Here is a 23,819-nt window from a genome sequence, read left to right on the forward strand (position 1 = left end):
CCTCTTTTATTAATAAAAAAACCAGATTGCCCTTTTTGCTTCTTCGGCAACCCGGCTAACTTTAAAACAGTAAATAGTAATTAGTAATTAGTAATTAGCTATTTTACTAATCACAGCCACCATCTACCGTTTTTAAGTTCCGTGGCTTTCCGTCTCTACCTCACGGTAGATTTGGCTTTTTCCAAAGCAAAATATGTATTTGTTAATCAGCTCATTTTAACCTCCTAAATTACTATTCTAAAATATTTCATCTAATTTTATTTTTATCCCTTTAAGGACTAAAGATTCTAAAATATCTGTTTTTTTATAAATTTTTACTGTCTCAAGACCACTTTCTTTTAAACTCATAACTTCAACTTCTTTCTTCTCAAGATCTACTAACCAATACTCCTTTACTCCATATTTACTATAAAGCTTTCTCTTTATGACTCTGTCTTTATATTCATCAGAAGAAGGTGAGATAATTTCAACAATAAGGTCAGGTGCACCTTGAATATTTCTCTCTGTTATAATATTTAGTCTTTCTTTAGAGATAAACATAATATCTGGCTGAACTACATCTGTTTCTGAAAAAACTACATCTAAAGGGGCAAAATAAACCTTACCTAAAGCATTCTCTTTAACAAACACCCTTAAAACAAATGCTAGATTAGCACAAACATCCTGATGAGCTTCTCCTGGCGATGGAACCATATAAATCTCCCCATCAATAATCTCATATCTCTTATCATTAGAAAAATGAAGATAATCTTCATATGTGAACTTTATAGGTTTTTTCACCGCTGTATCCATTTTGGCCCCCTTGTAGATCTTGGAAGACTAAACATAAGTTATCATGAAATATCATCACTAGCAAGATACCACAAAATTCGTATTCTTTTTACGTTCGCACGTTTACACGTTTTTAACGTCTACTCCGTCGCACACCTTGGTCTTGTACAAAGAAGCACAAGCTTTCTTGCATCAAGCACTGTGATTACTCCATCACCATCTATATCACACTCTGGACATGCACTTGCTGGTTGATTGCGGTGGGTAAGGAGGATGTTTAAGTCGTTTTGGTCAATGTCACCATCATTGTCGAGGTCGCCCTGAATAGCTACTTTTCTAACACCCAATTGAAAGATAGAGAAATGGGTTACATCAATCATAATCAACATGTTCTCTTCATCAACTGTTTTTGGGCCTTCTACCAATTCCCAAGTTAAAGTACTTGTGTTAAAAGTATAAACATCTAATTCTTGCGGGTCACTTACACCTGCATTTTCTAAGTCCTCCTCTGTGTATGGGATCTTTATAGTTACAGGTTTATTAAACACAAGGCCTTCTGGGCCAAAGTGCACTGGTGAACCAATGCCTACTATGTCTTCTGGAAATGGGGGGATTTCCTCTACAAGCTCGCTGATGGCAATAATCGTATTTTCTGATAGGGCATCTGCAGGGATTTCAACTTGGGCACCTAGAATCCCACTTGATGTATCTGTAACCAAGACAGTTCCACCATCAGAGCCAATTACCTGCTGTCCAACTATTTTCAGTGAATAGGGATAAGCAGCTAGGGTAAAATCTATGTCAGGTGTCTCATGCGGGGAATCCACTTTTACATCTCTGCTTCCCATAACATACCCTGAGGCAATTGCCTGAACAACGTAATTACCTGATGGCAGGCCATTGATAGTATAACTTCCATCGGGCTTAGAGTTGGCTCCACTCCCTATTAAATGAGGATCTACAGGGAAGGCATAAAGGTTGGCACCTGCTATGGGAGTTTTCCCATCCTCCTCATAGACATGTCCAGATATTGAACCAGGCCTTGCTAAATAGAAATCTATCCCAGAAGTTTCTTTATGAAATTCAACTTCAACCGGAGTAGCATAAGCCATATTATAAGCATCTTGGTACCATTCAGGAATATAACCATGGGTGTGAAATACATTTATATAATAAGTTCCTGGTTTCAAATTTATTTTATAGCTGCCATCATAAGAGGTAACAGGAGCAGGAGTAACTCCATCACCATTTGGTAAACATGCACCTAACTGCACTCCGCTTATAGGTTCTCCTGTCTCTTCATCAAATACATGGCCAGTTATGCAACCTCCTTCATCAAGGGTAAAGTTGATATTGTTAGTGTCAACTCCTGCACTAACAGGGACATGGTCGGCTGTACTCCTGGTGTACTTAGAATTATAAAATTCACCTGCATACCAGCCTGGAAGATCTTCACCAATCCTTACTGTATAACTAACCGGAGGAAGGCCTTCTATAGTATAACTTCCATCTTCATTAGACATAGCACCTATACCTTCAAAACCTCCACTAGTCGGGTCAGCTATTATACTTACCTGAATGGGAGTAATGCCATCACTGGCATAGATATGCCCGGATATTGAACCGGCAAATTCCAAATTGATATCAATGTTTGGTGTATTGTTAGGTGGAGTAACTATTACACTTGTAGCATTATTCCAACCATAAACAGAATCATAATATCTCAATTTGGCATATCCAGGGGCTTCTGCCCTGACCTTATATTGACCAAGGGATAGGCCGGTAATGACATAGCTTCCATCTGAGGCAGTAGTGGTACAAAAACCTTCATCAAAAAAGTATTTACTTGGGCGTACGAATACCTCTGCACCAGCTATTGGGGTTATCCCATTACTTTGATAGACATGTCCAGAGATTGAGCCCCCTTCAGTAAGGTCAAAGTCAATATTAGCAATATGTGAGCCTTCTGTGACATTGATGATCTTTGCCTCATGAGAAGGGGTTACATTATCGTAATATTCCCTAGCATAACCAGAGGCACTGACTCTAACCTTATAGTCACCAGGGGGGAGAATGATATTATAACTGCCGTCAGATGAAGTTATTGCTTGACCCCAACCTGCCCCTTCACTGACACCTATTGCCTGAACCTTCGCTCCTCCAATAGGGGTCACCCTATCTATCTGATAGACATGTCCAGAGATTATTCCTATGGTCGCATGGCCATATGTCTTTCCACCAATACTGGCAAATGTAAGCTCTCTTACTCTTGTCTCTGTTTCGGTGCCTTCTTCTGGTTCGTATTCTGTCTCTGTAGAGATGCTCTTAACCTCTCCTACCCCTTCAGCTAACCAAAAGGTCCTTTCAATAGTCCCATAATCTCCTTCACTTTCTTGCCAAGAGATATTTTCAGTAAATTTTAAACAATTGGTAAAAGTGCCTGCTGGAACAGTTATATCTTCCAAACCTACTAAAGTAAGTGTTCTACTACCACTGCCAGTTTCATCAAACTGGCCATTTTCATATTCACTATAAGAGACAGAAGCTGTAATCTGTTGACCTACCTCCATTTGGAGAGGAAATAAAAGTACTGGTGAATCAAAGACCATGTAGTCACCTTCATCATCTACCTCTCCCTCTTTATACCATTTTAGTCCCTCTCCATCCCAGGCCAAACATTCATAGTCCTCATTGGTTATTTTTCTCATAGTTTCTATGCCATTTATTGTTTCGGTACCGTTTATAATCGTTATTTCAGTATAATTTTCTCCATCTTCACTTCCTGAGTATACCCAGTAGTCACCCTGTTCCATAGGAAGATACTGGCTCATTTGATAGGGTGTTTGAGCATTTAGATTTCCTATGACTAGGAAAAATAAAAATAGAAAAGATAAACCTAAGGAAAAAACTTTCCTTTTCATAATTAACCTCCAAAAACATTAATTCTAACAAAGGAAAGCCTTGAACAGCCTGACTTCCTTTGTTTCCCCTTTATTTTTCTCTAAATCCTTTCCTAGGATGGGCTTTTATACTTTATTTTTCTTGAGTAAAAGCATATAAAATCCCAAAAAATATCATACCTATACATAACGTTTCTTTTTTTCACGCTTATTACTCCTTTTATCTATTTTAACCCCTTTTCTTCCTCCTCAAAATCCCAATGCCACCTAAACCAAAGCCAAAAAGAATAAAAGTTGCAGGTACAGGGACAGGGGAAACACTACCACTTTCTCGTTCAAAGTCTAAAGCATTTCCCAATTCATCAGATAGTCTGCTTGCAACAAATGGAGGATTTGGGTCAACTATCTCCAAAGGACTTGTGCCAACACTTAAAGTATCAAAGGTCAAGGTGGCTAGGACAAAGCTAGGTGCTTGTTGGTCTACTAAGTCAGCAGCTGGGTTCCAAGAGAGCTCAAAGATTTCCTCGATGCCCGGAGCATAAGTAGACACATCGTAGTCATTTATTCCCCAAAACAGAACATCTAACTGATCACCTAAATCTGGATCTCCAAAAGAGACATCAGAAAGGGCTAAAATTGTTGGGTCATACTCTATAAACAAATCAAAACCAGCCAAAGAAGGAGAAGTTCCATCTCCCAAACCTGAAATCACCAAATCAACACTCACTGGCTCGCCAACTGGCACAGTTTGAGAACCAGGCTCAAAGCCAATGGTAGCAGCAAAGGCACTAAGGCTAAAAAACACTACAAACCCTAAAACCACTGCGGAAAACAATACCTTTTTCATCTTTGACCTCCTAGGTTAATAATTGGAAAATCCTTTCATATTTTTGGAAAACTTTTTCCACTTTGTAAAATTGACTAACATCTTAAATACCAACTTATATAGCCATATATACTACCTCAATATCCGTGTCAAGATGGAAAACCCTTGATAATACTGGATTTTTGTTTTTAGATTCGGACCCATTTTTGTAAAGTTTACTGACACCAAAATTGGCTCTCAGGCTAAAAATGGCATCTAGCAAGGATTTTAGCTGTAAAGTATTGTGACACCTAAATTGTAAAGTTTTCTGACATTAGAAAGCATTTATCTTTATGCCATATTTTTTAATCAATTCATAAACACTGGCTCAGGTCAGGTCCCAAATTTCCTGTAAAAAGGGTAGCCGAACATAATTAATAATACCACCTTCAATTCTTGTGTATTTTGAAACCTTTCCCTGATACCCAATTCTTCTCTTAATTTATCTAGACAATTAAGCTCTGTCTTGGTGAAATGACCCTACGCCTTTTTTGACTTCGTAGGGGATAATTCTGGTGTTCTTTCTTAATTTTTTCTTATTTCCTTATTAAAAATACCCTTCTCCAAAATCAATCACGGATTTTGGGAGAACTTTTTCTTTGACAAAATGATGAAAATGATGTGTCTTTAGTTATTTTTCATGTAAAATAGGAGGAATAGATAGTTGTGGATATTGTCGCAAAGGGTAAAATAATAACAAAAAGGCTAATATCATTTTGGATAATAGTAGGATGTCTATGTTTGTTTATTCAGTATGTACATACTCAAGCAGCAGAAACCCTCCACAGTGGAACTCCAGTCCATACCTCCTTGCCTTCTCGTACCTATAGGAACTACTGTATTGATGTTCCTTTTACGGCGATCCGCCTTACTGTGACCATTACTAATGGAACTGGGGATCTGGATCTTTACTTGAAATACGGCAGCCCCCTCTCAGGAGGAACCATCGGTGAACTAGCTGCTGAGGCTGATATTAAATCAGATGGTCCCACTGCATTAGAATCCATTGAGATTACCCCCAGCACCGTCCCTGCTTTGCAGGAAGGCAAATGGTATGTAGTCCCTTTGAACCTGAACAACACTGCGACCGATTTTACTCTCACCGCCACTGTAGAAGTCGGTACGAAGCACCAACTGGATATGACAATTAGTCCAAAGGTAGCTACTCCGGGGGCTAGTCTTAGTTGGACACTTGAGATAACCTCAGGTTCTATTAGCGGCAATGTGGATCTTTATGCTGCAGTTAGCCAACCTCAAGGTCCCTTAATTTTTCTTGGCCCCCAAGGATTTACCGAACAAGTAGTTCCATACCAAAGGGGTATTTCTATTGAGGAAAAAAACAATTACCCTTTATTAGACATGATTCTTCCTAGTTGGCTTGTTCAAGGGGAATACACATTTTATGCAGTCCTAGTATCAACCCTTAGGAGTCCATTTGATACTAATAACTGGGTAAGTAATCTAGCTATTTCAAAGTTTTATTTTTCATTACTTTCCCCTGCCCAGCAGGCATTTGTTAGTGAAATGGGATACCCGCAACAATTTATGAAGACCTTCAGTGATGATAATGGTAAGAAGCGGGTTGATGAGGTATGGACCTATGTCCGACAGGGACTGAGCGAATCTTTTGTTAACGGGGTGTTTGTTAGCGAAACCGAGTTGGCAAGTAATTTTCCTGACTTCCCATCAAGTCGTTACCACCCAGAGAATTACAACTTTGATATAACCCTGCAGGATGTCCTTGCCCGGCATGGCCAGCCCCTTAATATTCAGCAAGAGGTAATAGATGATATGACAGTTCAATACTATATCTATGATGGTATAACCTTTGGTTTTGTTAACAAAAAGCTAGTGTCGGTTATGGTCCTTAAGTAGCTTGGTACAAAGAGGTGAAGTCAAATGAAAGCATTTGGAGTGCCAAAAGTATGTGGCTTAACCAAACATATAGCAAATACACAGGGAGTAGTAGAATTATGGGTAGCAGCCACAATTGCATTGCTAGCTTTGGGGTACGGTATATATACTTCTAATTTAATACCAAATATCGGCGCATGGGCAGATCATTGCAAGGCTTGTAGTGAAGCAAATCCTGAAAAGTGTGATCTAACAGCCCTTCAAAGATGTTTACAAAGCACCGTGGATACCGCTGGTCCTGCGCCCATTCCAACAGATTCAAGTGCCTCGGGTGTTGCCGAATGGGTGGGCTATAACCTTATTTTAAACTACGTAAAAAATAACATAGACACACCAACTCCCCCATCTGAGAGTAGAGGCAACCCCAGCCAGACAGGGGCGTGCAGCATCAACGTAGATAATAAAAACCCAAAACCCAATGATTATGTAACCATTACAATTATAATCCCTAGACCTTTTCGCCATAGGGTTGGTAGAACACATGCCGAAGCAGCAGGTGTATCCCTTTATCTGACGGGAGGACCTGCCGTTTATACCTGTCCATGGAAGGTGCCTCCGGGGCCTAGCGGGGTTCTTACTATTAGTTTTACAGCCATTGCCAAAGACGGCAGCTGTCTCTGTACAGCAGTCGAAACCGTGACTAGAAAAGATAGTTCTTGCGCTCCTCCTGAGTGTTGCTCCGAAAGACCCATTGCATGCGGTGATATGTGCATTCCTTCGGGATATGACTACTGCGATGGCCAGGGTGCATGCCCTCCTGGTGAGAAGTGCTGTGCTAATGGCTGTATTCCTGTTGATGGTGTATGTTGTGAGACAGGGGGGTGGTGCAATGCAGGGTGGACATGCTGTCATGATGGCGGCTGTTGCCCACCTGGAACATACTGCTGTGGACCAACAAAGTGCTGCCCTCTTTAATCAACGTCAATTTGGGGTCTGGTCTTCACATTTGATGTTTATGAAAAAGGGGTCAGATCTTGACAGGTTGTTGAAAAACTTGATTTTTAACTAATTTTTGAAAAAGTGCTCTTTAAAAATCCTTAAATATCAACAACTTTTGAAGGTGAAAGATGGCACTTTTATCCACTCAAGGGGATTTTTCAACAGCCTCTTGAATTGTGAATTTCGCTCTTGTTTCTTTATTTCATAAGTCGTAAAGCGTAAGGAGTAAAGTGTTAAAAAACCACATCTCACGCCTTACACTTCACACTTTACGCATATGAACCAAACCAACCATAAACCAGATGAACGAGGTAAACCAAACTAATGAAAAAATTCAAAAATCAAGACCTGACCCCTCAAACTGGCAACCAAAGACCCCAACTAGATTTCTAGGTTGGTAAAGTTAACCTTGAGGTATCATCGCGGTTGGAATTTTCTCTAAAAATCAATTGCGGATTAAGAATTTACTTAACTTCTACTTAACAAAAGGCTATCCAGGGGTGGCAAATCTCTGTAAATATGCCATCAAATGGTTTAGGTTTATTATATATCTTTCAAAAACAATCCTGTTTTCTTTAGGCAGGCCTGCGGATAATATTTTGCTCTTGTTAGCTCATGAACAGGTCTGAGAAAAAAATGATTTTTTCAACAGCCTGATATTGTTTGAAAAAATTTGCACCTAAACGACCAAGGTCATCATTAGCAACAAGAATTGCTCCCTTTAATCCAAGCTTTTTCTTAGCAAATTCGGCTAATACTTTACATTCGTCTAATTTTAAATAAGCCGTAACTGCCTTTGCAGTCTGATTTGCATTATCTTCGCAAATCATCTTAATAGTATTTTTTCTTCTTTGATCGCAAAACTTATTCCCTAATTGCTCATTTAGGTTTTCATCTACTTCAGATATAGAGCAATTTCTATACCAAATTGTAAAATTACTCTTATATTGCATAATATAATGCAAACAGTCAAGTATTTTAATAAAATGAATGTAATTTCTTGCCGTCAATTTTAAATTCTTATGTGCTAAATTTGCACAACAAATTATTAATTCTTTACATAATTAAATTATTATGGTATTGTATTGCCATAATTTTACATTTTATGGCATTTGATTGACATGGAATTATCCAGATTAAGATTTCAAAATAGATACTGGGACAACCCAGAGTTATTAAAGGAAGATATTCATCTCAAACAGCTTTTTAGTGCTCCTGTTGTTTTAAAGCATCCTGTAGAGGAAATGTTAAAAATTGATCAAGATAGAGTATATATTATAAGAGGACCCAGACAGGTAGGCAAAACTACCCTACTTAAAAAGTTAATGCAAGCTTTAATAGGAAATCATGTTGCCCCTGGACGCATATTCTATTTTGCTTTTGATATAGGGAATATAAAGGATGACAATGAGGTAGCAGAATTGATTCATACTTATATAAATTTTGCCCGCAGCGATTTTAAACAAAAACGACTTTGGCTCTTTTTGGATGAAGTAACTTATACCCCTAACTGGGCAATAGGAATAAAACGGGCATATGATAGTGGTCTTCTTCAAAATGCGACTTTAATTCTCACTGGTTCATCCGCCTTGGATCTAAAGAAAGGGGGTGAAAGACTCCCTGGCAGACGGGGGATATGTGCTCATGAAAATGATTTAAGTATGTTGCCTCTTAATTTTAGGGCATATGTAAAAAATATTTTCGGTTTAAATGACTTACCATCTATTTCAGAGATAGATACAAAAACTCTATACAATGCTTGTTTTAAAGCATCTTACTATGAAGAGGAAATTAAAAATGCATTTGAAGAATATTTGCTTTGTGGAGGTTTTCCTTTAAGCATCTTATGTTTTAAAGAAAAAGGTAAGATAGAACCTTCTATTTACTATACTTATCTGCAGGCATTTATTGGTGATTTAACAAAGGCAGGAAAAAGGGAATCCTATGTGAGGGAGATTTTATCCATTATATTTCAAAAACGCCATGAGCCCTTAGATTGGCTCTTAATCTCAAAGGAAAGTGGTATTGGTTCTCACCATACTATAAAAGAATATGTAGAAACACTTGAGGCATTTTTTTTATTGAAGGTAATTTATGCGGTAAAACATTTGGGTGGCAATGAATTTTCGTTCAGAAAAAGGAAAAAGCTGTATATTTCTGATCCCTTTGTTTATTCACTTTTTCTGGCATGGGTAAAGGGGGAAGTAGAACCATATAGAGAAGCAATAAGGCTGGTGGAAGATACACTGTATAAAAGTAAGCTCACAGAAAACGTCGTGGGTATTCACTTAAGTCAAGTTTTTCCAAAACTTGGCTACTGGCGGAACCGAAGTGAAATTGACTTTATTGGACTGGGAAAGAGCCCGCTACGTCAATATTTTGAAGTAAAATACCAGGAGAGAATTACTTCAAGAGATAAAAAACAGTTAAAAAAGACTAGAGGTGGTATAATTATTTCAAAAAGGACACTTGCTTATGATGAAAAAAATGCTATCGCTATTGTACCTGCACATCTTTTTTTGAGTGTGTTATAAAATGCCACAAAATGGGTGATGTCTTATAATTCCTGTAAAAAAAGTGGCCTAGGTTATAATAGATGAATTTGACAAAAAAGAGGCCACTCATGAAAGGAATACCAGTAAGTCAAACTGTGGGATGTCCCCTCTAATTTAAAATTCTTTCCTACTTGTAAATCAATGGGTTAGAGCCTCTAGCTATTACAAAAAATCTGGCTTTTTAATAGAAAAAGCGGCATAAATGTTTAATTTAAGTCAAGGAGAAAATATTTATACTTAGGGAAAAATCTGCAAAACGATATGGCATTCCATCTAATGGCAGCAGGGCATTTTTACACCTGAATTGGAAATTTACCAGACACCTTTTCTTTTACACGCCTCTTATTGCTGGTTCTCATTTTACCCACACGTTAATGATTATAAGAAAGCTACACTAGCCAAAAGAAGATAAGCCCAATAAGCCAACAATAATAAGCAAAATAGATAAGCTTGTTTTGAGTATGGGTCAGAATTTTTAAAAGCCAACGAATGGCCCAAAGACCAGCCAGGAATGAGCTCAGAAAACCTATGGTATAAGGTATAAAAAGACCAGAAGGTAGAGTAGATATGTCTTTTAATTCCAACAGACCAGCACCAAATATAGCTGGAATAGCAATTAAAAAAGAAAAACGTCCTGCCATTTCACCCGTTAGTCCTAAATAAACTCCAGTAGAAATGGTTGTGCCTGAGCGTGAAATGCCTGGTAAAACTGCTAAGGCTTGAGCCAGACCAATACTTACAGCTTCACGCCAGCCTACCTGCGTGCGATTATTATTTTTAATCTTTGCGGCAAAGAAAAGAAATGTTCCTGTAAAGAGCAGCATCAAACAAGCCAGACGGGGCGAATGGAAAGCAGCTTCTATAAATGGCTTCAAAGGTAGAGCCACAGCGGTCGTTACTAAAGTGGCTACAATAATGGGTATAGCTATGTGGGGATTAAGGAGCATATTTTTTAAGTCTTTACGAAAATAAAGGCAAAGGGCCAATGAGGTGCCTAGATGAAGGGTAATATCAAGGGTTAAAGGTGACTGAGATATTTGAGGACAGAAATATTGGGCAATAACCAAATGTCCTGAACTACTTACCGGCAAAAACTCCGTTAATCCCTGCAAAATACCTAAAAAAATGGCTTGGAAAATAAGTTTAACCTGGGTCATGATGGGATTTTTAACCTTGGGAACTTAAAAGTCAAGGTTTTCTTTTCCTTTTGCCTTTTTAAGGAAAGAGAAAATTTTATTTTTGGTTATTGAAATCTAACTCCATAATAGAAACTAACGTTTCCAAATCTGACACCTCTAAATCAGGTTTGCCTCTTGCAGGTAGTGTTGCGCCACTTCCTGTTTTGTCCTTTCTTCTATTAACCCAAACAGTGGATAGACCTATTTTCTTTGCTGGAATTATGTCGTGATAAATACTCTGAGCAATATGCAAAATCTTTTCAGGTGAAACACCAATCCTGTCAATGGCAAATTTAAAATTATGTAAAGAAGGTTTATAATTTTTTGCTTGCTCTGCGGTTATGACCCAATCAAATTTAACTTTTAAATGCTTTGCAGAAAAGGCAAAAAGGTCATTATCTATATTAGAAATTATGGCAAGTCTGTACTTTTTCTTCAATATTTGTAATGCTTTAACAGTGTCAGGGAAAGGTAGCCAGTTTCTCAGTGACTCAACCAGGCAATCTAATTCAGAAGCAGAGGGCACAAATCCAAGTTGATTACCAAATTGTAGCATTACTTTTCTAAGTACCTCTCTATACTCAACATACTTACCTTTTTCTATTTTTGCTTCTATCTCAGCATAAAGCTCAAGAATTTGTTCGTCATCTAAGATTATATTGTGGTTTGAAAGAACGGGCCTTATGGCTGCTATGATGCCGGTTTCCCAATCAATAAGGGTACCATAGCAGTCAAAACTTAAAACTTCGTATTTATTAAAATTAAGCATATTGCTTCCGCGTAACTTTACAAAGCCAATTCGTTCAAATTTTTCAAGGAATGCTACCTAGCAATTCTGTATCATCATGGGAGTAAGGGGGTGAACAGCAGCACAATAACCTCAATGGGATTTTACCAGTGTTCTGAATTTGATGTGGTTTTCCAGGAAGAATACAGATAGTGTCACCAGCCCTAACTTCAAATCTTTCATGCCCAATGACCATAATTCCATTACCTTCAAGAATGTGATATATTTCTTCAGATTGATGATGTTTGTGTAGCAAGGTTGTAAATCCAACTGGGATAATTGCTTCTGCCAAACTTTGCTTAGCATTTCCATGTACATTTGGATGCATTAGTTCACGAATTAGCGAACCATCTTTGGTGGTATAAGGTTTAATCTTATGGTATTCGGTCTTTATTATCATTTTTGAATATTAAACCTAAAACTAGTTTTAGGATACAAAATCCTTCCTGCACGAAAAGGGATGATAACTTTTTTGTTTTCTTTTGTCTATATTCTATGACTACCCTAGGAACATGGCATCTTTCTTGACAACGCATATCCACCTATAGTAGAAAAGGAAATAATGAATAATGTAGAATAATAAAATAAAGTTATGATATAATAAAATATTATCACTGAGGAGGACACATGAGTCTGGCAGAAAAGATAATAGAAAAGGTTAAATCATTACCTGATGATAAGCAATCAGAAATATTAGATTTCATAGATTCTCTTTCAAAAAAAGTAAAGGAAGAAGAAAAAAAAAGAGTGGAATAAGTTTTCTCTTGAATCGGCCATGAGAGGATTAGAAACAGAAGAGTCTCTATATACATTAGAAGATATTAAGGAAAAATACTGAATGGTAAAAGAAGGGCATGTTGTACTATTTCGTTTTCCGCAAACAGACCTAAAGGAGGGAAAACTTCGGCCAGCGCTTGTTATAAAAAAACTACCAGGGGAATATGGTTCCTTCCAAGAGTTATCAGTTTAATAAAGAATTGGATGAAATAATTACACTAGAAGATAAGGACTTTCAAGAGTCAGGACTTAAAACAGAAAGTGTAATCCGGGTAAGTAGGCTTGCTGTTGTAGAAAAGGACATACTAATTGGGAGAATAGGTAAAATATCTTCAGAGAGGTTAAAAAGGATTAAAGACAAATTAGGAAAATGGATAATGGAATGATAGCAAGCCACTACAGTGGACGGCGTAAACACCGCCCCTGAGTTTGGTCATTAGAGAAATAATAAGAAGAGACTCCTGCAAAAAGCCTTTCTAAATGTGAAGCGCCATTTTCCTTGTTGGTTTTAATGACGTTTGAGGTCTATATCATTACCCAAATATAAGTTTTGCCGGTTGCCTGAGGACCAACAAACACGGTTAGGTCGCCAAAGGGTGATTTCGGCCTTTCTTATGCGGGCGAAGTTTTTTAATGATTAGATTTTTCATGAAGTATCTCCCAACTTATTTCTTTTCTTTCAACAAGCGCACCCATGATATAACTTTTTGCACAGTTCTTACTAAACGCTTATCAGTAGTCCAGAATTCAGCCCCCAGGCGTTCAGCCAAAGCCAAATAATGAGCATCATAAGTCGTAGGCAAAGAAAAACTTTTAGCCAATTTCAAAGCATACCGATGCAAATCGGCATCACCGTAAAGGGTAATATCCAGTTTTAAAGCCACATCCAACAACTCGGAAGCCTCTTCTGGTAGAAGCTCCCCATGAACAACGTAGCGATGCAGAGCATTAGTTATTTCGTAGTATAATAATGAAGGAGCAACTACCGGACGCCCAGCCTCATGCCATTCTATCCACAGGCGGATAGCAGAGGATTGAGAATCAACGCTTTCAAGAAGTCTTATGACGAAACTTGCATCAACGCAGACCGGAGAGTTGAGCATTTCTTTCCTCACGCAACTCGTGAATAACCTTCTCGGGAGGAGTAAGGGGTTTGCCTTTTCTGCGGGATCTTATACGAGATCCCAAACGTAAAACCTGTTCAACTATTTCCTGCCATGTCTCTTTGCTTTGGATAGCTTTAAGGCGTTCATATTCTTCAACAGAGAGGAGCACTACATAAGGTTTTCCGCCTCGTTCCACAAGAACAGGCTCCCGCTCTTCTACCACCCGTCGGATCAACTCCCCAAACCGGATCCGGGCTTCCGTGGCACTTACCACACGTTTCACAATCTCTTCCTCCTCAAACTAATTAATCAATTGCTTAATTAAATTTTTAACTATTTTACTTTCGGAAGTCAATATTCCAAGCAGAAAGATCCGCGCCGGACGTGCCCTATCAAACCCGTGTTTTTTGAGGTTGCTCATTATGGCCGGTCTATCTTCAACCAATTTCATGAGTTCCAGGACAAGGGTTTTGCCGGTTGCTTGAGGGCCAACAAACACGGTAAGATCGCCAAAAGCGATTTCAGCCCTTCTAATACGGGTAAAGTTTTCAATGATGAGGTTTTTCATGAATCCTCCTTTTAAACCGAATAACTTTTTACGCCTTAAGTACAAATATTCCCTCACACTCAAAATTTAGTCTCTTCCCGTACTAAGAAACCGATAGCAGAACTTCTTTCTATTAAAAAATCCAAAATTACTATAATTTTTTCCTTTAATATAACATTTTCCCTTATCTTCTCTCTATTGGAAACCCAATACTTTCCTACAATACCTTTTCCTTTATCGTCCATATCATCTCTGCCTGTCCCTGCCCGCAGGCAGGCGTTTTGTCTCAGCATCTTCCTTGTTCAGTAAGAGTGGTTTTACAAAGACCATGCTTGAATTAGCTAAGAGAGAAAAGGTATATTTATTCCACCAAGATAAACTTATCTTCTAGTAGTTAGAAAAAAAGAAGTGTTTTTAAAGAGCTTTATGTGATAAATTTGCACATTATTTTTACCTTTAATAGCAGAAAATTAAAAAATAGGGCTTACGCTACTTTTGCCTTTAATTTTTCTAATATAATATAGGGCTCCTTTTTATCTAAAGATAAATGCTTAGAGGCATTTAAAATTTCTATGCCAATCACTTCTTCGTTTGCTCCTAAGTCTATGGCAACATCCTCTGTGAGTCTAATAGTTGTTACTTCTTTTGCAGACTTAAATTCAATATAAGCTGCATCTACTGAAGAATCATAAGTTATTTTCATAATAATCTCATTAGAAATAAAAAGTATAAACAGTGACAACAATGGATTTATCAATCTCTTCAGCAACAATAGGTATTACTTGCTTTATTTTATAAAATTTTCCTTTCCAATAATTGTGGAAATCAAAGTTTTTTGCGAAACCCAATCTGATTTTGTTTTACAGAAACTATTTCTCCCATTCTTATAGCTAATTCAACCTCCTCCTTTGTAGCTCCTCTCACTTCCATCCTTAATAAAGCATGCTTAGAAAACTCAATTTTTTTCATGCATATAAGAAATCCTTCTCAACTACTTTTTAGCAATCATAATAAAGGGCTTTCCTCTTTATAAAAAACATTTTATTAATGCTTATACAGTTTTTATTCCTTCTGTCAATCTTTAAAAACATTCCTGTCTGCCGGCAGGCGGGTGGGTTTTCTTTTAAAGTTACTACAGTTTTTGGACAAATTTCTTGACTTTATTATTTTGATAATGTTATTTAGCATTTATGTCTCTACAGGATGCCTATAATAGAAAAATTACCTATCTTAGAATATCAGTGACTGACCGTTGCAACTTGCGATGTCGCTATTGTGTCCCTAGACAAGCTCTGAAAAGATTACCCCATAATGAGATATTGACTTATGAGGAAATTGTCCGCTTAGTAAAAATCGCAGCTCAAATAGGATTTAAAAAAATACGGTTAACAGGCGGTGAACCACTAGTTAGAAGAAATATTGTTTATTTAATAGAACAAATTAATAATATTTCAACTATCCAAAAACTCTGTCTTACCACTAATGGCACCCTTTTGAGAGAATTCGCTTCGGATTTATACAGAGCTGGTTTGAGACACATCAATATCAGTTTGGATACTCTAAGTCCCCAAAAATATGCCTATATTACGGGAGTGGATGCCTTTTCTCAAACTTGGGCTGGAATAAAAAAGGCTATTGAGGTGGGTTTTCATCCCATAAAGATTAATGTAGTATTAATAAAAGGGTTTAATGATAATGAAATAATAGATTTAGCCAATCTAAGCTTTGATTATCCTTTATATATTCGTTTTATTGAATATATGCCTTTGATGTCTACAGGTATCAATTTTGAACAATCGTTTATTTCTACTGATGAAGTAAAAGAAAGACTAAAAAAAATAGGCAAACTAGAAAAAGTCCCTTCTAGTGCGCTTGATGGTCCAGCCCAAAGGTATAAATTCAGGGGCAGTTTGGGTGAAGTTGGATTTATTAGTGCCTTGAGTCACCATTTTTGTCCTAATTGTAATCGTTTAAGACTTACCTCAGATGGACAATTACGTCCTTGTTTGTTCTCTGATCAAGAATGGGATTTAAAAACACCCTTACGGCAAGGGGCTTCTAATACTACCTTAAAAGCCATTATTGAAGATGCCATTACCCACAAGCCAAAAAGTCATGGGTATGTTAAGTTTGTAATCCATCGTCCTATGCTTAAAATCGGTGGGTAGGAAGAGACTGTTGTGGTTTTTATTTACTAAGACATGAAGGGTTTGATTGGATTTGATATAGGAGGAACAAACCTTAGATGTGGTTTAATAAGTGAAGAAGGAAAAATTATTGCCTTTTATACACAACCTACTGGGGCTCAAAGGGGAGTAGAGAAGCTTATCCAGGAGATTATTTCTCAAGTGAAACGAATAGAGAAAGAACATTCTGAGATCCCCATTGCTGGTATAGGCATTGGAATAGCAGGGATTTTAAAACCTATTCAGGGTATAGTATGTTTCTCCCCCAATCTTCCTGGTTGGCGGCAAATACCTTTGCTGAAGATGTTAAGACAATCTATTCCCTATCCTATATTTATAGAAAACGATGCCAACCTTATTGCCTTGGGTGAAGCTTGGCAAGGAGCAGGAAGAGGAGAAAAAAATTTTTTCCTCCTTACTTTGGGAACAGGTATAGGTGGAGGCATTATTTACCAAGGTCACTTATGGAGCGGAGAGACTAGTGCTGCTGAAATAGGACATATTAAAATAGATCCTTATGGAGAAAGATGCTTATGTGGACGTAGAGGTTGTCTTGAGACATTTGCTTCAGCCTCTTGGTTAGTAAGACGAGCTTATAAGCATATGCACTTAGGTATGCCTTCTATTTTAGCCAAGTATCCTAAGATTACCGCTAAGGATGTCTTTACAGCCGCCCAAAGAGGTGATATTTTAGCCTGTTATTTATTCCAGTTAGCCGGTTGGGCCCTGGGTATTGGGATTGCCACTTTGTGTAACACTTTAGGATTTAAGACGGTGATTATTGGTGGAGGAATGAGTAATGCTTGGGAAGAGTTTATTGGTTCTTTAAAAGGCACTTTAACAAAAGAATTATTGGCTATAGATTATAGTGAAGTAAAAATAATAAAGTCTTCCTTGGGGGATATGGCAGGTATTTATGGAGCGTGTTATTTAGTGAAACAAAATTTAGATTAAAATTTTTTAATCTTTGGTCGTATTTTCAAGATAAACACAAAGGAGCTTGTCTTGGATGAGATCGAGCGTAAGAAATCAAAACTGAGGGAATGGGCAGAATCTATTGTTATAGCCCTTATCCTGGCTCTAATAATAAGGTCTTTTATTATCCAGGCCTTTAAGATTCCTTCTGGTTCTATGGTTCCTACTTTACTAATTGGTGACCACCTCCTAGTTTGCAAGTTTAGTTACGGGATAAAAATACCAATAATTAATAAAACAGTGGTTAAATTCAGGGACCCCAAACGGGAGGATGTGATTGTTTTTATCTATCCTGTTGACCCCAAAAAAGATTTCATCAAGCGGGTAATCGGTTTACCAGGAGATAAAATAGAGATTAAAGATAAAAAAGTATATATAAATGGTGAGCTTTACCCTGACCCTCATGCTTATCATTCTGACTCTAGGATATTTCCAGCAGATGTTCTACCTAGAGACAACTTTGGGCCAGTAGTGGTGCCTAAAAATAAATACTTTGTGATGGGGGACAATAGAGACTCTAGCTATGATAGCCGTTTTTGGGGCTTTGTAGACAGAGAAGATATTTTGGGCAAGGCACTTATTATCTATTGGTCATGGGAAAGACCATTCTACCATATTAGATGGAACAGAATAGGAAAGATTATTCACTGAAAGGACATGGTGTTTTCTGTTTACAAAAACTGTATTTTGTAAGTTTGACCCCAATTCCCAATATTTCTCTTTGACACTAATTGATTTATGTTGTAAAAAGGCCAATGTCAATTATGATTGATGTTCAAAGTTTACCTGATTATCGTCAAATAGAAGTGGATAAGGTGGGAATAAAAGACATCCGTTATCCTATTACTGTTTTAGACCGGGAAAACGGAACTCAAAAAACAGTAGCTTATATCAATATGTATGTTGGTCTCCCCCACCGATTCAAAGGCACACACATGAGCCGATTTGTGGAAATTTTGAATGAATATCAAGGTGAGCTCATAAGTTTCAAAAGCATGAAAGAAATCTTACATAAGATGAAGGAACGATTAAATGCGGTTTCTGCCCATTTAGAAATAGAATTTCCTTATTTTATGGAAAAAAAGGCTCCTGTTTCTAAAACCAAGGGACTTATGGAATATCTCTGCACTTTTATAGGTAATTTGCGGGACAAAATTGAGCTGGAGTTAAAAGTTAGAGTGCCTATTTGCACATTATGTCCTTGCTCCAAAGAAATCAGTGAATTTGGAGCTCACAATCAAAGAGGTATTGTTAATTTAAGATTGCGATTTAGAAAATTCATCTGGTTAGAAGATATTATCAAATTAGTTGAACAAGCAGGTTCTTCTGAAGTTTACTCGCTTTTAAAGCGAGTGGATGAAAAATATGTTACTGAAAAGGCCTATCAAAATCCAAAGTTTGTAGAAGATGTGGTGCGGGAGATTGCTAAAAAACTTCTGTCAGATGATAATATTACTTGGTTTGCAGTAGAGGCAGAAAATTTTGAATCCATCCACAACCATAGCGCCTATGCTTATATTGAAAGAAAAAAATAGATGATGAAACCTTGTTTTGCTTCTATAGATGTAGGCACTCATACCACCAGACTATTAATTGCTGTTCCGCGGAATGATAGGCTTGAACCAGTTTTAAAAAAACGAGTAATTACTAAACTAGGGTTTTATTTTAATTCAGGCCCGCCTGGCGGCGAGGCAGGTCAGCTTTCTGATGAAGGTATAAATAGCTTAGTTGATACCTTAAGCCAGTATGCCCAAGATATGAAGACACATAAAGTAAAAAATTATCAGGCAGTAGCTACAGCGGTTTTACGTGAGGCCAAAAATCGTGAAGAAATCATAGAATTGATAAAAAAGAAAACAGGTATTCAAATAAAGGTAATAAGTGGAGAATTTGAGGCAGAACTTACTACCAAAGGGGTATTATCTACCTTAGAAATACCCCAAAAATCTACTTTAATTGCGGATATTGGTGGAGGAAGCACTGAATTAATTTGGGAAAATAAAAAAAGGAAGGCAGTAAGTCTAGCTTTAGGTGCAACCCATTTAACTCAATCTTTTTTAAAACATGATCCACCTCTAAATCAGGAGATAAAAGAGGCGTTTTGTAAGGCCAAGGAGGTTATTCAGGCAAGCAATTTCCCCAGCCCCGTTTTTTTAGTTGGCACTGCGGGTAGTATTTCTACTTTGGCGGCTTTAGACTTAAAAATGACAGTTTATCAACCACATTTGATAAATGGCCATATTTTAACAAAAAACTCCATAGAGACCATTTTTTCAACTCTCTGTTCTATGAATGCTCAACAGCGTCTTACCCTTCCTGGTCTTGAACCAGGCCGAGAAGAAATTATCTTAGGTGGTAGTATTATTGCTCTTTGTCTTTTAGAGTTATTCCATCAAGATAGAATGATAGTAAGTGAAGGGGGATTGTTAGAAGGGGTATTAGTAGATTATCTTTTTAAAAACGAAGGGAAGAAATATAAATTTTTAATATAAGGAAGGGGGTTTTTATGGAAATACCAGAAGGTTTGACATTTGATGATGTTTTATTGGTTCCTAGTTATTCACAAGTTTTACCCAAAGATGTGGATGTCTCTGTTCAGCTCACTCCAAATATTCGTTTAAATATTCCTATTCTCAGCGCAGCTATGGATACAGTAACTGAGGCCCGCACTGCTATTAGCATGGCCAGGGAAGGAGGATTGGGTGTTATTCATCGGAATATGCCCATTGAAAGACAAGCATTAGAAGTAGAAAAGGTAAAGAAGTCAGAGAGTGGCATGATTATAGAACCTGTTACTGTAGAGCCAGAGCAAAAGATTGCTGATGTTTTACAGCTTATGCAAGAATATCGTATTTCAGGTGTGCCTGTAGTCAAAGGGAAAAAATTGGTAGGAATTGTGACCAATAGAGATTTGCGGTTTGAAACAAACTTAGAAAGATCAGTAGCAGAAGTAATGACCCGAGAAAATTTAATTACTGTTTCTCCTGGTATTTCTTTGGAAAAGGCCAAGGAAATTTTACATGAACATAGAATTGAAAAGTTGCTAGTAGTAGATGAAAAAGGAAATCTTTGTGGTTTGATTACTATAAAAGATATTATGAAACTAAAAAAATATCCCAATGCTTGTAAGGATGAATTGGGGCGATTAAGGGTAGGAGCGGCTATTGGAGTTGGAGCAGATTGGGAAGCTCGCCTCCAAACCTTAATTAATGCTCATGTAGATGTTATTGTTATTGATGTAGCCCATGGTCATAGCAAACGGGTTTTAGATGTCTTACGAAGTATCAAAACTAATTTCCCTCAAGTAGAAGTAATTGCAGGTAATATTGCTACCGAGGAAGGAGCAGAGGCCTTAATTAAAGCAGGAGCTGATGCCATCAAAGTAGGAGTAGGGCCTGGTTCTATTTGCACCACCAGGGTTATAGCTGGAGTGGGAGTTCCTCAAATTACGGCCATAATGAAGGCCAGTAATGCAGGGAGGAGGCATAATGTCCCTATAGTTGCTGATGGAGGTGTTAAATTTTCTGGAGATATTACCAAGGCCATTGCCGCGGGAGCAAATGCGGTCATGATCGGGAGTTTGTTTGCTGGGACCGAAGAAAGTCCTGGTGAGACTATTCTTTATCAAGGCCGTACATACAAATTATATCGGGGCATGGGTTCTATTGGGGCATTGAAAGAAGGTTTAAGCGATAGATATATGCAAAATTTAGAAATCAAGGCCAAATATCCTTTTGAAGGAAGAGAAATTACTGAGAAATTTGTTCCAGAAGGCATTGAGGGCCGTGTGCCTTATCGGGGTCCGTTAGCCGGTATTGTTTATCAATTAATAGGAGGATTACGGGCAGGCATGGGTTATCTTGGTTGCCGAAATATTGAGGAACTTCAGACTAATGCTAGATTTATTAAAATTACTTTGGCAGGATTAAGAGAGAGTCATGTTCACGATGTAATCATTGTAAAAGAGGCGCCAAATTATCAATTGGAAAGGGAGAGATAATAGGCAGGGCAGAAAAAACTGTTATTTTGCTTCTCCTACCGTGATTAAATCTTTTATTTTTTCAAATTTCTTCTCCCCTATGCCCTTAACTTGCATAATATCCTCAACTTTTTGAAAAGGCCCATGCTCATGGCGATAGTTTATAATTTCTTGGGCAATGCTAGAACCAATGCCAGGTAGATTTTGGAATTGTTCCACTGTAGCCGTATTAATATTGATTTTTTGTTCAGCAATTACCTTGCTTGCTTTTTCCCCTACTTCTGTGAGGTTCATACCATGCCTTTGTTCAGCTAGAATTAATATCGGAAATAAGATAAATCCTAAAACAAGAATCATGATAAAAATCTGCTTTGTTTTCCTCATTCTGTCCTCCTTACTTCCCACCCTGCCTGAATGTTACCCATAACATTTAACAAAATATCTGGCAAGGACAATTTATTTCACACCTAGGACTTCGTCAAAGTAATTTCAACGGAGATCCAAATGTTAAGCGCAATGGCTCAATGCAGAATGCAGAATGCAAATTGAAAGATGCAAAATCGCCTTCTGTTAAATTGGAACGTTAGCACGTTAGCACGTTAGAACGTTGGCACGTTGGAATTGGGAAATGGGAATTGGGAATTTCTATTTTCTGTTTCCCGTTTCCCTTTCCTTCTTTATGCACGTTTACAAAGTTGCAAGTTAGAAAGTTTGCAAGTTAACACGTTGGAACTGGGAAATGGGAATTGGAAATTGGGAACTGGGAATTTCTGTTTTCCGTTTTCTATTTTCTTAACTGTATTTTGTAGGTTTGAACTTTCCATTTAAAAAGTCAAGTAAAAAATGGAAATATTTTTTAAGCAGCCTTCTCCATTTCCTCCTTTAAGATATAGTCTCGATCTTCTTTTAACATCTTAAAAATAACTTTTATCAATTGTCTAGCAAGGCAGCGCAAGGCATGGTTATGCTCTTTCCCTTCAGTCCGTTTTTTAGCATAGTAAGTAGCGGATTCTGAAACATACCGAATTGTGCAGCCCGCAATTTCAATCATAGTTGCTTTACATATCTTATTAGCCTTATATACAACTCTTGTCCTTTTGTGTTTACCAGACTCATCATCTATACAGGCTACACCACAATAGATCGCAAGTTGCCTCTCGTTTTTAAATCTNTTGATATCTCCAATTTCTCCGACCAATCTGCTTGAAAGCTTTGTTCCTACTCCTGAGATACTTTTTAAACGCTTGACCTCAGAACTCTTTTCTCCTAGCTTTTCCAGCTTCTTATCCAACATCTCAATCTCCTCTTTTAGTTCTAAAATACGCCGAGAATGAGATGATATAATCGTTTTGTATATATCTGCCAGTTCTTCGACGTATTTTGTGTTGCGAAGACTTTCTAACATTAAAGAGGCCTGTTTTTTNCCAATCATCTTTATTTTAAGTAAAGCTCCCATAGTAAGTCTCTTATATCTCGAAAAATCAGGATACCTTACCAGAAGCCTCAACATCTTCTTGCTGTCTGTATCACCAATCTCTAATATCTCAGGACATACTTCTAATAGCCTTTTTCGAAGCCTGTTTTGCAACCTTATCTTCTCATCTATCAGGGTTTGTTGATGCCGAGACAGAATCTTTAACTTTTCATTGATTTTTGTTGCCTTCTCTACCGCAATGAATGCCTTTTCATTTTCAGCGTCTAAATAATCTCTTAATTTCAGCATTTTTGCTAACATTTTTGCGTCCCTTTTATCGTTACGCCATTCTGCCCCAAATACATTCCGAAATTGTTTTAATTTTAAATTATCTACATTGTATAAGGTGAATCCGCTCTCTATAAGTATCCGATCAAATGGTGCTCCGTATCCATTCTTTCCTTCAATTGCAAATGATATTATCCCACCTTCTCTTTTCTCAATCTCTCTAAATTCTCTAACTGCCTTATAAAATTCACTGAATTTGTGTGCTATCTTCTGGTCATACAAAATCTGTTCTTCATCATCCATGATAATTATGTGATGATTATCACTGCCAATATCGATTCCTCCAGATAACCTTTTCACGCCTCACCCTCCTTTATGTTTGATATTTTATGGCTCTGCCAATACCTTTATCCCGTCTATAATAGCCACTTAAAGGCACCTTTCCATTAGACAGGGTATTGGCAGGAGAACATCCGGCAATTCAAACCGAGTCACAATAATTCAACATTATTGACTGACCCCGTTAGCCACAAATGTTCCCCTAGCCATTTATCATTTATATCACATAAAGAAGGCTTCTTAATTTCATTCCCTATTTTTTACTCTCACTTTTAATTATAGAACCCAATTCCACTACA

At 37.5% G+C, this 23,819-nt stretch carries 26 protein-coding genes, 2 pseudogenes and 1 riboswitch; of the genes and pseudogenes, 11 read left to right on the forward strand and 17 right to left on the reverse strand.

The genetic code is table 11. The features are described from left to right. Positions 1-42 precede the first annotated feature (42 nt). A riboswitch (cyclic di-GMP riboswitch) is annotated at positions 43-186 on the reverse strand. Positions 187-237: 51 nt separating this feature from the next. From HS1_RS10470 to HS1_RS10480, 3 genes are all read right to left on the reverse strand, one after another. Next, positions 238-792, reverse strand: coding sequence for a Uma2 family endonuclease (locus HS1_RS10470; RefSeq protein WP_066065053.1), 555 nt, complete (start codon positions 790-792; stop codon positions 238-240). 119 nt (positions 793-911) lie between these two features. Further along, entirely contained in the window at positions 912-3,692 is a 2,781-nt protein-coding gene (locus HS1_RS10475) for a carboxypeptidase regulatory-like domain-containing protein (RefSeq protein WP_066065056.1), read from the reverse strand. Positions 3,693-3,900: 208 nt separating this feature from the next. Then, positions 3,901-4,518: a cohesin domain-containing protein gene (locus HS1_RS10480; RefSeq protein ID WP_066065058.1), complete on the reverse strand. Its 618-nt coding sequence runs from the start codon at positions 4,516-4,518 to the stop codon at positions 3,901-3,903. Between the two features lie 684 nt (positions 4,519-5,202). Between HS1_RS10480 and HS1_RS10485 the strand changes: the two genes are divergently transcribed. Together HS1_RS10485 and HS1_RS10490 are read left to right on the forward strand one after the other, a co-directional pair. After that, positions 5,203-6,411, forward strand: coding sequence for a PPC domain-containing protein (locus HS1_RS10485; protein WP_066065061.1), 1,209 nt, complete (start codon positions 5,203-5,205; stop codon positions 6,409-6,411). A 24-nt stretch (positions 6,412-6,435) separates the two neighbouring features. Further along, positions 6,436-7,365, forward strand: coding sequence for a hypothetical protein (locus tag HS1_RS10490; RefSeq protein ID WP_066065064.1), 930 nt, complete (start codon positions 6,436-6,438; stop codon positions 7,363-7,365). A 632-nt stretch (positions 7,366-7,997) separates the two neighbouring features. Here the strand turns inward: HS1_RS10490 and HS1_RS10495 are convergent. Further along, positions 7,998-8,342: a hypothetical protein gene (locus HS1_RS10495; RefSeq protein ID WP_066065067.1), complete on the reverse strand. Its 345-nt coding sequence runs from the start codon at positions 8,340-8,342 to the stop codon at positions 7,998-8,000. A 168-nt stretch (positions 8,343-8,510) separates the two neighbouring features. On the opposite strand from HS1_RS10495, the gene HS1_RS10500 reads away from it, so the two are divergent. After that, positions 8,511-9,923 (forward strand): ATP-binding protein, encoded by a 1,413-nt coding sequence (locus HS1_RS10500; protein ID WP_066065070.1) that lies wholly within the window; start codon positions 8,511-8,513, stop codon positions 9,921-9,923. A gap of 410 nt (positions 9,924-10,333) precedes the next feature. On the opposite strand, the gene HS1_RS10505 is transcribed toward HS1_RS10500, so the two are convergent. The 3 genes from HS1_RS10505 to HS1_RS10515 form a co-directional block, all read right to left on the reverse strand. Next, a complete protein-coding gene (locus tag HS1_RS10505; RefSeq protein ID WP_066065073.1) occupies positions 10,334-11,101 on the reverse strand; it encodes an undecaprenyl-diphosphate phosphatase in 768 nt (255 codons plus the stop codon). 76 nt (positions 11,102-11,177) lie between these two features. Continuing rightward, positions 11,178-11,891 (reverse strand): haloacid dehalogenase type II, encoded by a 714-nt coding sequence (locus tag HS1_RS10510; protein WP_066065076.1) that lies wholly within the window; start codon positions 11,889-11,891, stop codon positions 11,178-11,180. A gap of 43 nt (positions 11,892-11,934) precedes the next feature. Further along, entirely contained in the window at positions 11,935-12,309 is a 375-nt protein-coding gene (locus HS1_RS10515; RefSeq protein ID WP_066065079.1) for a cupin domain-containing protein, read from the reverse strand. Positions 12,310-12,536: 227 nt separating this feature from the next. Between HS1_RS10515 and HS1_RS12905 the strand changes: the two genes are divergently transcribed. Beyond that, complete coding sequence (locus HS1_RS12905; RefSeq protein WP_082757797.1) at positions 12,537-12,665, forward strand: DUF2281 domain-containing protein; 129 nt, start codon at positions 12,537-12,539, stop codon at positions 12,663-12,665. A 185-nt stretch (positions 12,666-12,850) separates the two neighbouring features. After that, positions 12,851-13,072, forward strand: coding sequence for a type II toxin-antitoxin system PemK/MazF family toxin (locus HS1_RS10520; protein ID WP_281178301.1), 222 nt, complete (start codon positions 12,851-12,853; stop codon positions 13,070-13,072). A gap of 279 nt (positions 13,073-13,351) precedes the next feature. Here HS1_RS10520 and HS1_RS10525 read toward each other — a convergent pair whose 3' ends face one another. From HS1_RS10525 to HS1_RS13195, 6 genes are all read right to left on the reverse strand, one after another. Then, a complete protein-coding gene (locus HS1_RS10525) occupies positions 13,352-13,789 on the reverse strand; it encodes a type II toxin-antitoxin system VapC family toxin (protein ID WP_066065082.1) in 438 nt (145 codons plus the stop codon). Beyond that, the gene (locus HS1_RS10530; RefSeq protein WP_082757799.1) at positions 13,764-14,075 is read right to left on the reverse strand and encodes a type II toxin-antitoxin system Phd/YefM family antitoxin; all 312 of its coding nucleotides are present in this window, start codon (positions 14,073-14,075) and stop codon (positions 13,764-13,766) included. The genes HS1_RS10525 and HS1_RS10530 overlap by 26 nt, the downstream gene beginning before the upstream one ends. A gap of 18 nt (positions 14,076-14,093) precedes the next feature. After that, entirely contained in the window at positions 14,094-14,360 is a 267-nt protein-coding gene (locus HS1_RS10535; RefSeq protein WP_066065089.1) for an AAA family ATPase, read from the reverse strand. Between the two features lie 59 nt (positions 14,361-14,419). Next, positions 14,420-14,632 carry a hypothetical protein gene (locus HS1_RS10540; RefSeq protein ID WP_066065092.1) on the reverse strand — a complete coding sequence of 71 codons (213 nt, stop codon included), beginning with the start codon at positions 14,630-14,632 and terminating at the stop codon, positions 14,420-14,422. A gap of 191 nt (positions 14,633-14,823) precedes the next feature. Continuing rightward, complete coding sequence (locus tag HS1_RS10545; protein WP_066062016.1) at positions 14,824-15,042, reverse strand: DUF2283 domain-containing protein; 219 nt, start codon at positions 15,040-15,042, stop codon at positions 14,824-14,826. A 122-nt stretch (positions 15,043-15,164) separates the two neighbouring features. Beyond that, complete coding sequence (locus HS1_RS13195) at positions 15,165-15,308, reverse strand: DUF4258 domain-containing protein (protein WP_156469456.1); 144 nt, start codon at positions 15,306-15,308, stop codon at positions 15,165-15,167. A gap of 221 nt (positions 15,309-15,529) precedes the next feature. Between HS1_RS13195 and moaA the strand changes: the two genes are divergently transcribed. From moaA to guaB, 6 genes are all read left to right on the forward strand, one after another. Beyond that, positions 15,530-16,507 (forward strand): GTP 3',8-cyclase MoaA, encoded by a 978-nt coding sequence (gene moaA, locus HS1_RS10550; protein ID WP_066065095.1) that lies wholly within the window; start codon positions 15,530-15,532, stop codon positions 16,505-16,507. Positions 16,508-16,540: 33 nt separating this feature from the next. Continuing rightward, complete coding sequence (locus HS1_RS10555) at positions 16,541-17,479, forward strand: ROK family protein (protein ID WP_066065098.1); 939 nt, start codon at positions 16,541-16,543, stop codon at positions 17,477-17,479. A 51-nt stretch (positions 17,480-17,530) separates the two neighbouring features. Beyond that, positions 17,531-18,151, forward strand: a complete 621-nt coding sequence (gene lepB, locus HS1_RS10560; RefSeq protein WP_245669977.1) for a signal peptidase I — start codon at positions 17,531-17,533, stop codon at positions 18,149-18,151. A gap of 104 nt (positions 18,152-18,255) precedes the next feature. Beyond that, entirely contained in the window at positions 18,256-19,035 is a 780-nt protein-coding gene (folE2, locus tag HS1_RS10565; RefSeq protein ID WP_066065105.1) for a GTP cyclohydrolase FolE2, read from the forward strand. After that, a complete protein-coding gene (locus tag HS1_RS10570; RefSeq protein WP_066065108.1) occupies positions 19,036-19,992 on the forward strand; it encodes a Ppx/GppA phosphatase family protein in 957 nt (318 codons plus the stop codon). Between the two features lie 14 nt (positions 19,993-20,006). Next, positions 20,007-21,500, forward strand: a complete 1,494-nt coding sequence (gene guaB, locus HS1_RS10575) for an IMP dehydrogenase (protein ID WP_066065109.1) — start codon at positions 20,007-20,009, stop codon at positions 21,498-21,500. 21 nt (positions 21,501-21,521) lie between these two features. Here the strand turns inward: guaB and HS1_RS13790 are convergent, their stop codons facing one another. The 4 genes and pseudogenes from HS1_RS13790 to HS1_RS14075 form a co-directional block, all read right to left on the reverse strand. Continuing rightward, positions 21,522-21,863 carry a ComEA family DNA-binding protein gene (locus HS1_RS13790; protein ID WP_066065112.1) on the reverse strand — a complete coding sequence of 114 codons (342 nt, stop codon included), beginning with the start codon at positions 21,861-21,863 and terminating at the stop codon, positions 21,522-21,524. A 472-nt stretch (positions 21,864-22,335) separates the two neighbouring features. Continuing rightward, positions 22,336-22,650 (reverse strand): transposase (locus tag HS1_RS13690; protein ID WP_245669979.1); only part of this gene is annotated, 315 nt, incomplete at its 5' end. A gap of 1 nt (position 22,651) precedes the next feature. After that, positions 22,652-22,884 (reverse strand): annotated as a pseudogene (locus HS1_RS14070) (hypothetical protein); the annotation flags it as partial. A 19-nt stretch (positions 22,885-22,903) separates the two neighbouring features. Further along, a pseudogene (locus HS1_RS14075) lies at positions 22,904-23,541 on the reverse strand (IS110 family transposase); the annotation flags it as partial. Positions 23,542-23,819 lie beyond the last annotated feature (278 nt).

Origin of the sequence: Candidatus Desulfofervidus auxilii (assembly GCF_001577525.1) — a bacterium.
Lineage (GTDB): Bacteria > Desulfobacterota > Desulfofervidia > Desulfofervidales > Desulfofervidaceae > Desulfofervidus > Desulfofervidus auxilii.

What these genes read in the sequence shown, in the direction of transcription:
- HS1_RS10470 (WP_066065053.1), bottom strand. Translation starts at nt 792, where the DNA reads ATGGATACAGCGGTGAAAAAACCTATAAAGTTCACATATGAAGATTAT.
- HS1_RS10475 (WP_066065056.1), bottom strand. Translation starts at nt 3,692, where the DNA reads ATGAAAAGGAAAGTTTTTTCCTTAGGTTTATCTTTTCTATTTTTATTT.
- HS1_RS10480 (WP_066065058.1), bottom strand. Translation starts at nt 4,518, where the DNA reads ATGAAAAAGGTATTGTTTTCCGCAGTGGTTTTAGGGTTTGTAGTGTTT.
- HS1_RS10490 (WP_066065064.1), top strand. Translation starts at nt 6,436, where the DNA reads ATGAAAGCATTTGGAGTGCCAAAAGTATGTGGCTTAACCAAACATATA.
- HS1_RS10495 (WP_066065067.1), bottom strand. Translation starts at nt 8,342, where the DNA reads ATGCAATATAAGAGTAATTTTACAATTTGGTATAGAAATTGCTCTATA.
- HS1_RS10500 (WP_066065070.1), top strand. Translation starts at nt 8,511, where the DNA reads ATGGAATTATCCAGATTAAGATTTCAAAATAGATACTGGGACAACCCA.
- HS1_RS10505 (WP_066065073.1), bottom strand. Translation starts at nt 11,101, where the DNA reads ATGACCCAGGTTAAACTTATTTTCCAAGCCATTTTTTTAGGTATTTTG.
- HS1_RS10510 (WP_066065076.1), bottom strand. Translation starts at nt 11,891, where the DNA reads ATGCTTAATTTTAATAAATACGAAGTTTTAAGTTTTGACTGCTATGGT.
- HS1_RS10515 (WP_066065079.1), bottom strand. Translation starts at nt 12,309, where the DNA reads ATGATAATAAAGACCGAATACCATAAGATTAAACCTTATACCACCAAA.
- HS1_RS12905 (WP_082757797.1), top strand. Translation starts at nt 12,537, where the DNA reads ATGAGTCTGGCAGAAAAGATAATAGAAAAGGTTAAATCATTACCTGAT.
- HS1_RS10520 (WP_281178301.1), top strand. Translation starts at nt 12,851, where the DNA reads ATGGTTCCTTCCAAGAGTTATCAGTTTAATAAAGAATTGGATGAAATA.
- HS1_RS10525 (WP_066065082.1), bottom strand. Translation starts at nt 13,789, where the DNA reads ATGCTCAACTCTCCGGTCTGCGTTGATGCAAGTTTCGTCATAAGACTT.
- HS1_RS10535 (WP_066065089.1), bottom strand. Translation starts at nt 14,360, where the DNA reads ATGAAAAACCTCATCATTGAAAACTTTACCCGTATTAGAAGGGCTGAA.
- HS1_RS10540 (WP_066065092.1), bottom strand. Translation starts at nt 14,632, where the DNA reads ATGCTGAGACAAAACGCCTGCCTGCGGGCAGGGACAGGCAGAGATGAT.
- HS1_RS10545 (WP_066062016.1), bottom strand. Translation starts at nt 15,042, where the DNA reads ATGAAAATAACTTATGATTCTTCAGTAGATGCAGCTTATATTGAATTT.
- HS1_RS13195 (WP_156469456.1), bottom strand. Translation starts at nt 15,308, where the DNA reads ATGAAAAAAATTGAGTTTTCTAAGCATGCTTTATTAAGGATGGAAGTG.
- moaA (WP_066065095.1), top strand. Translation starts at nt 15,530, where the DNA reads ATGTCTCTACAGGATGCCTATAATAGAAAAATTACCTATCTTAGAATA.
- HS1_RS10555 (WP_066065098.1), top strand. Translation starts at nt 16,541, where the DNA reads ATGAAGGGTTTGATTGGATTTGATATAGGAGGAACAAACCTTAGATGT.
- folE2 (WP_066065105.1), top strand. Translation starts at nt 18,256, where the DNA reads ATGTCAATTATGATTGATGTTCAAAGTTTACCTGATTATCGTCAAATA.
- HS1_RS10570 (WP_066065108.1), top strand. Translation starts at nt 19,036, where the DNA reads ATGATGAAACCTTGTTTTGCTTCTATAGATGTAGGCACTCATACCACC.
- guaB (WP_066065109.1), top strand. Translation starts at nt 20,007, where the DNA reads ATGGAAATACCAGAAGGTTTGACATTTGATGATGTTTTATTGGTTCCT.
- HS1_RS13790 (WP_066065112.1), bottom strand. Translation starts at nt 21,863, where the DNA reads ATGAGGAAAACAAAGCAGATTTTTATCATGATTCTTGTTTTAGGATTT.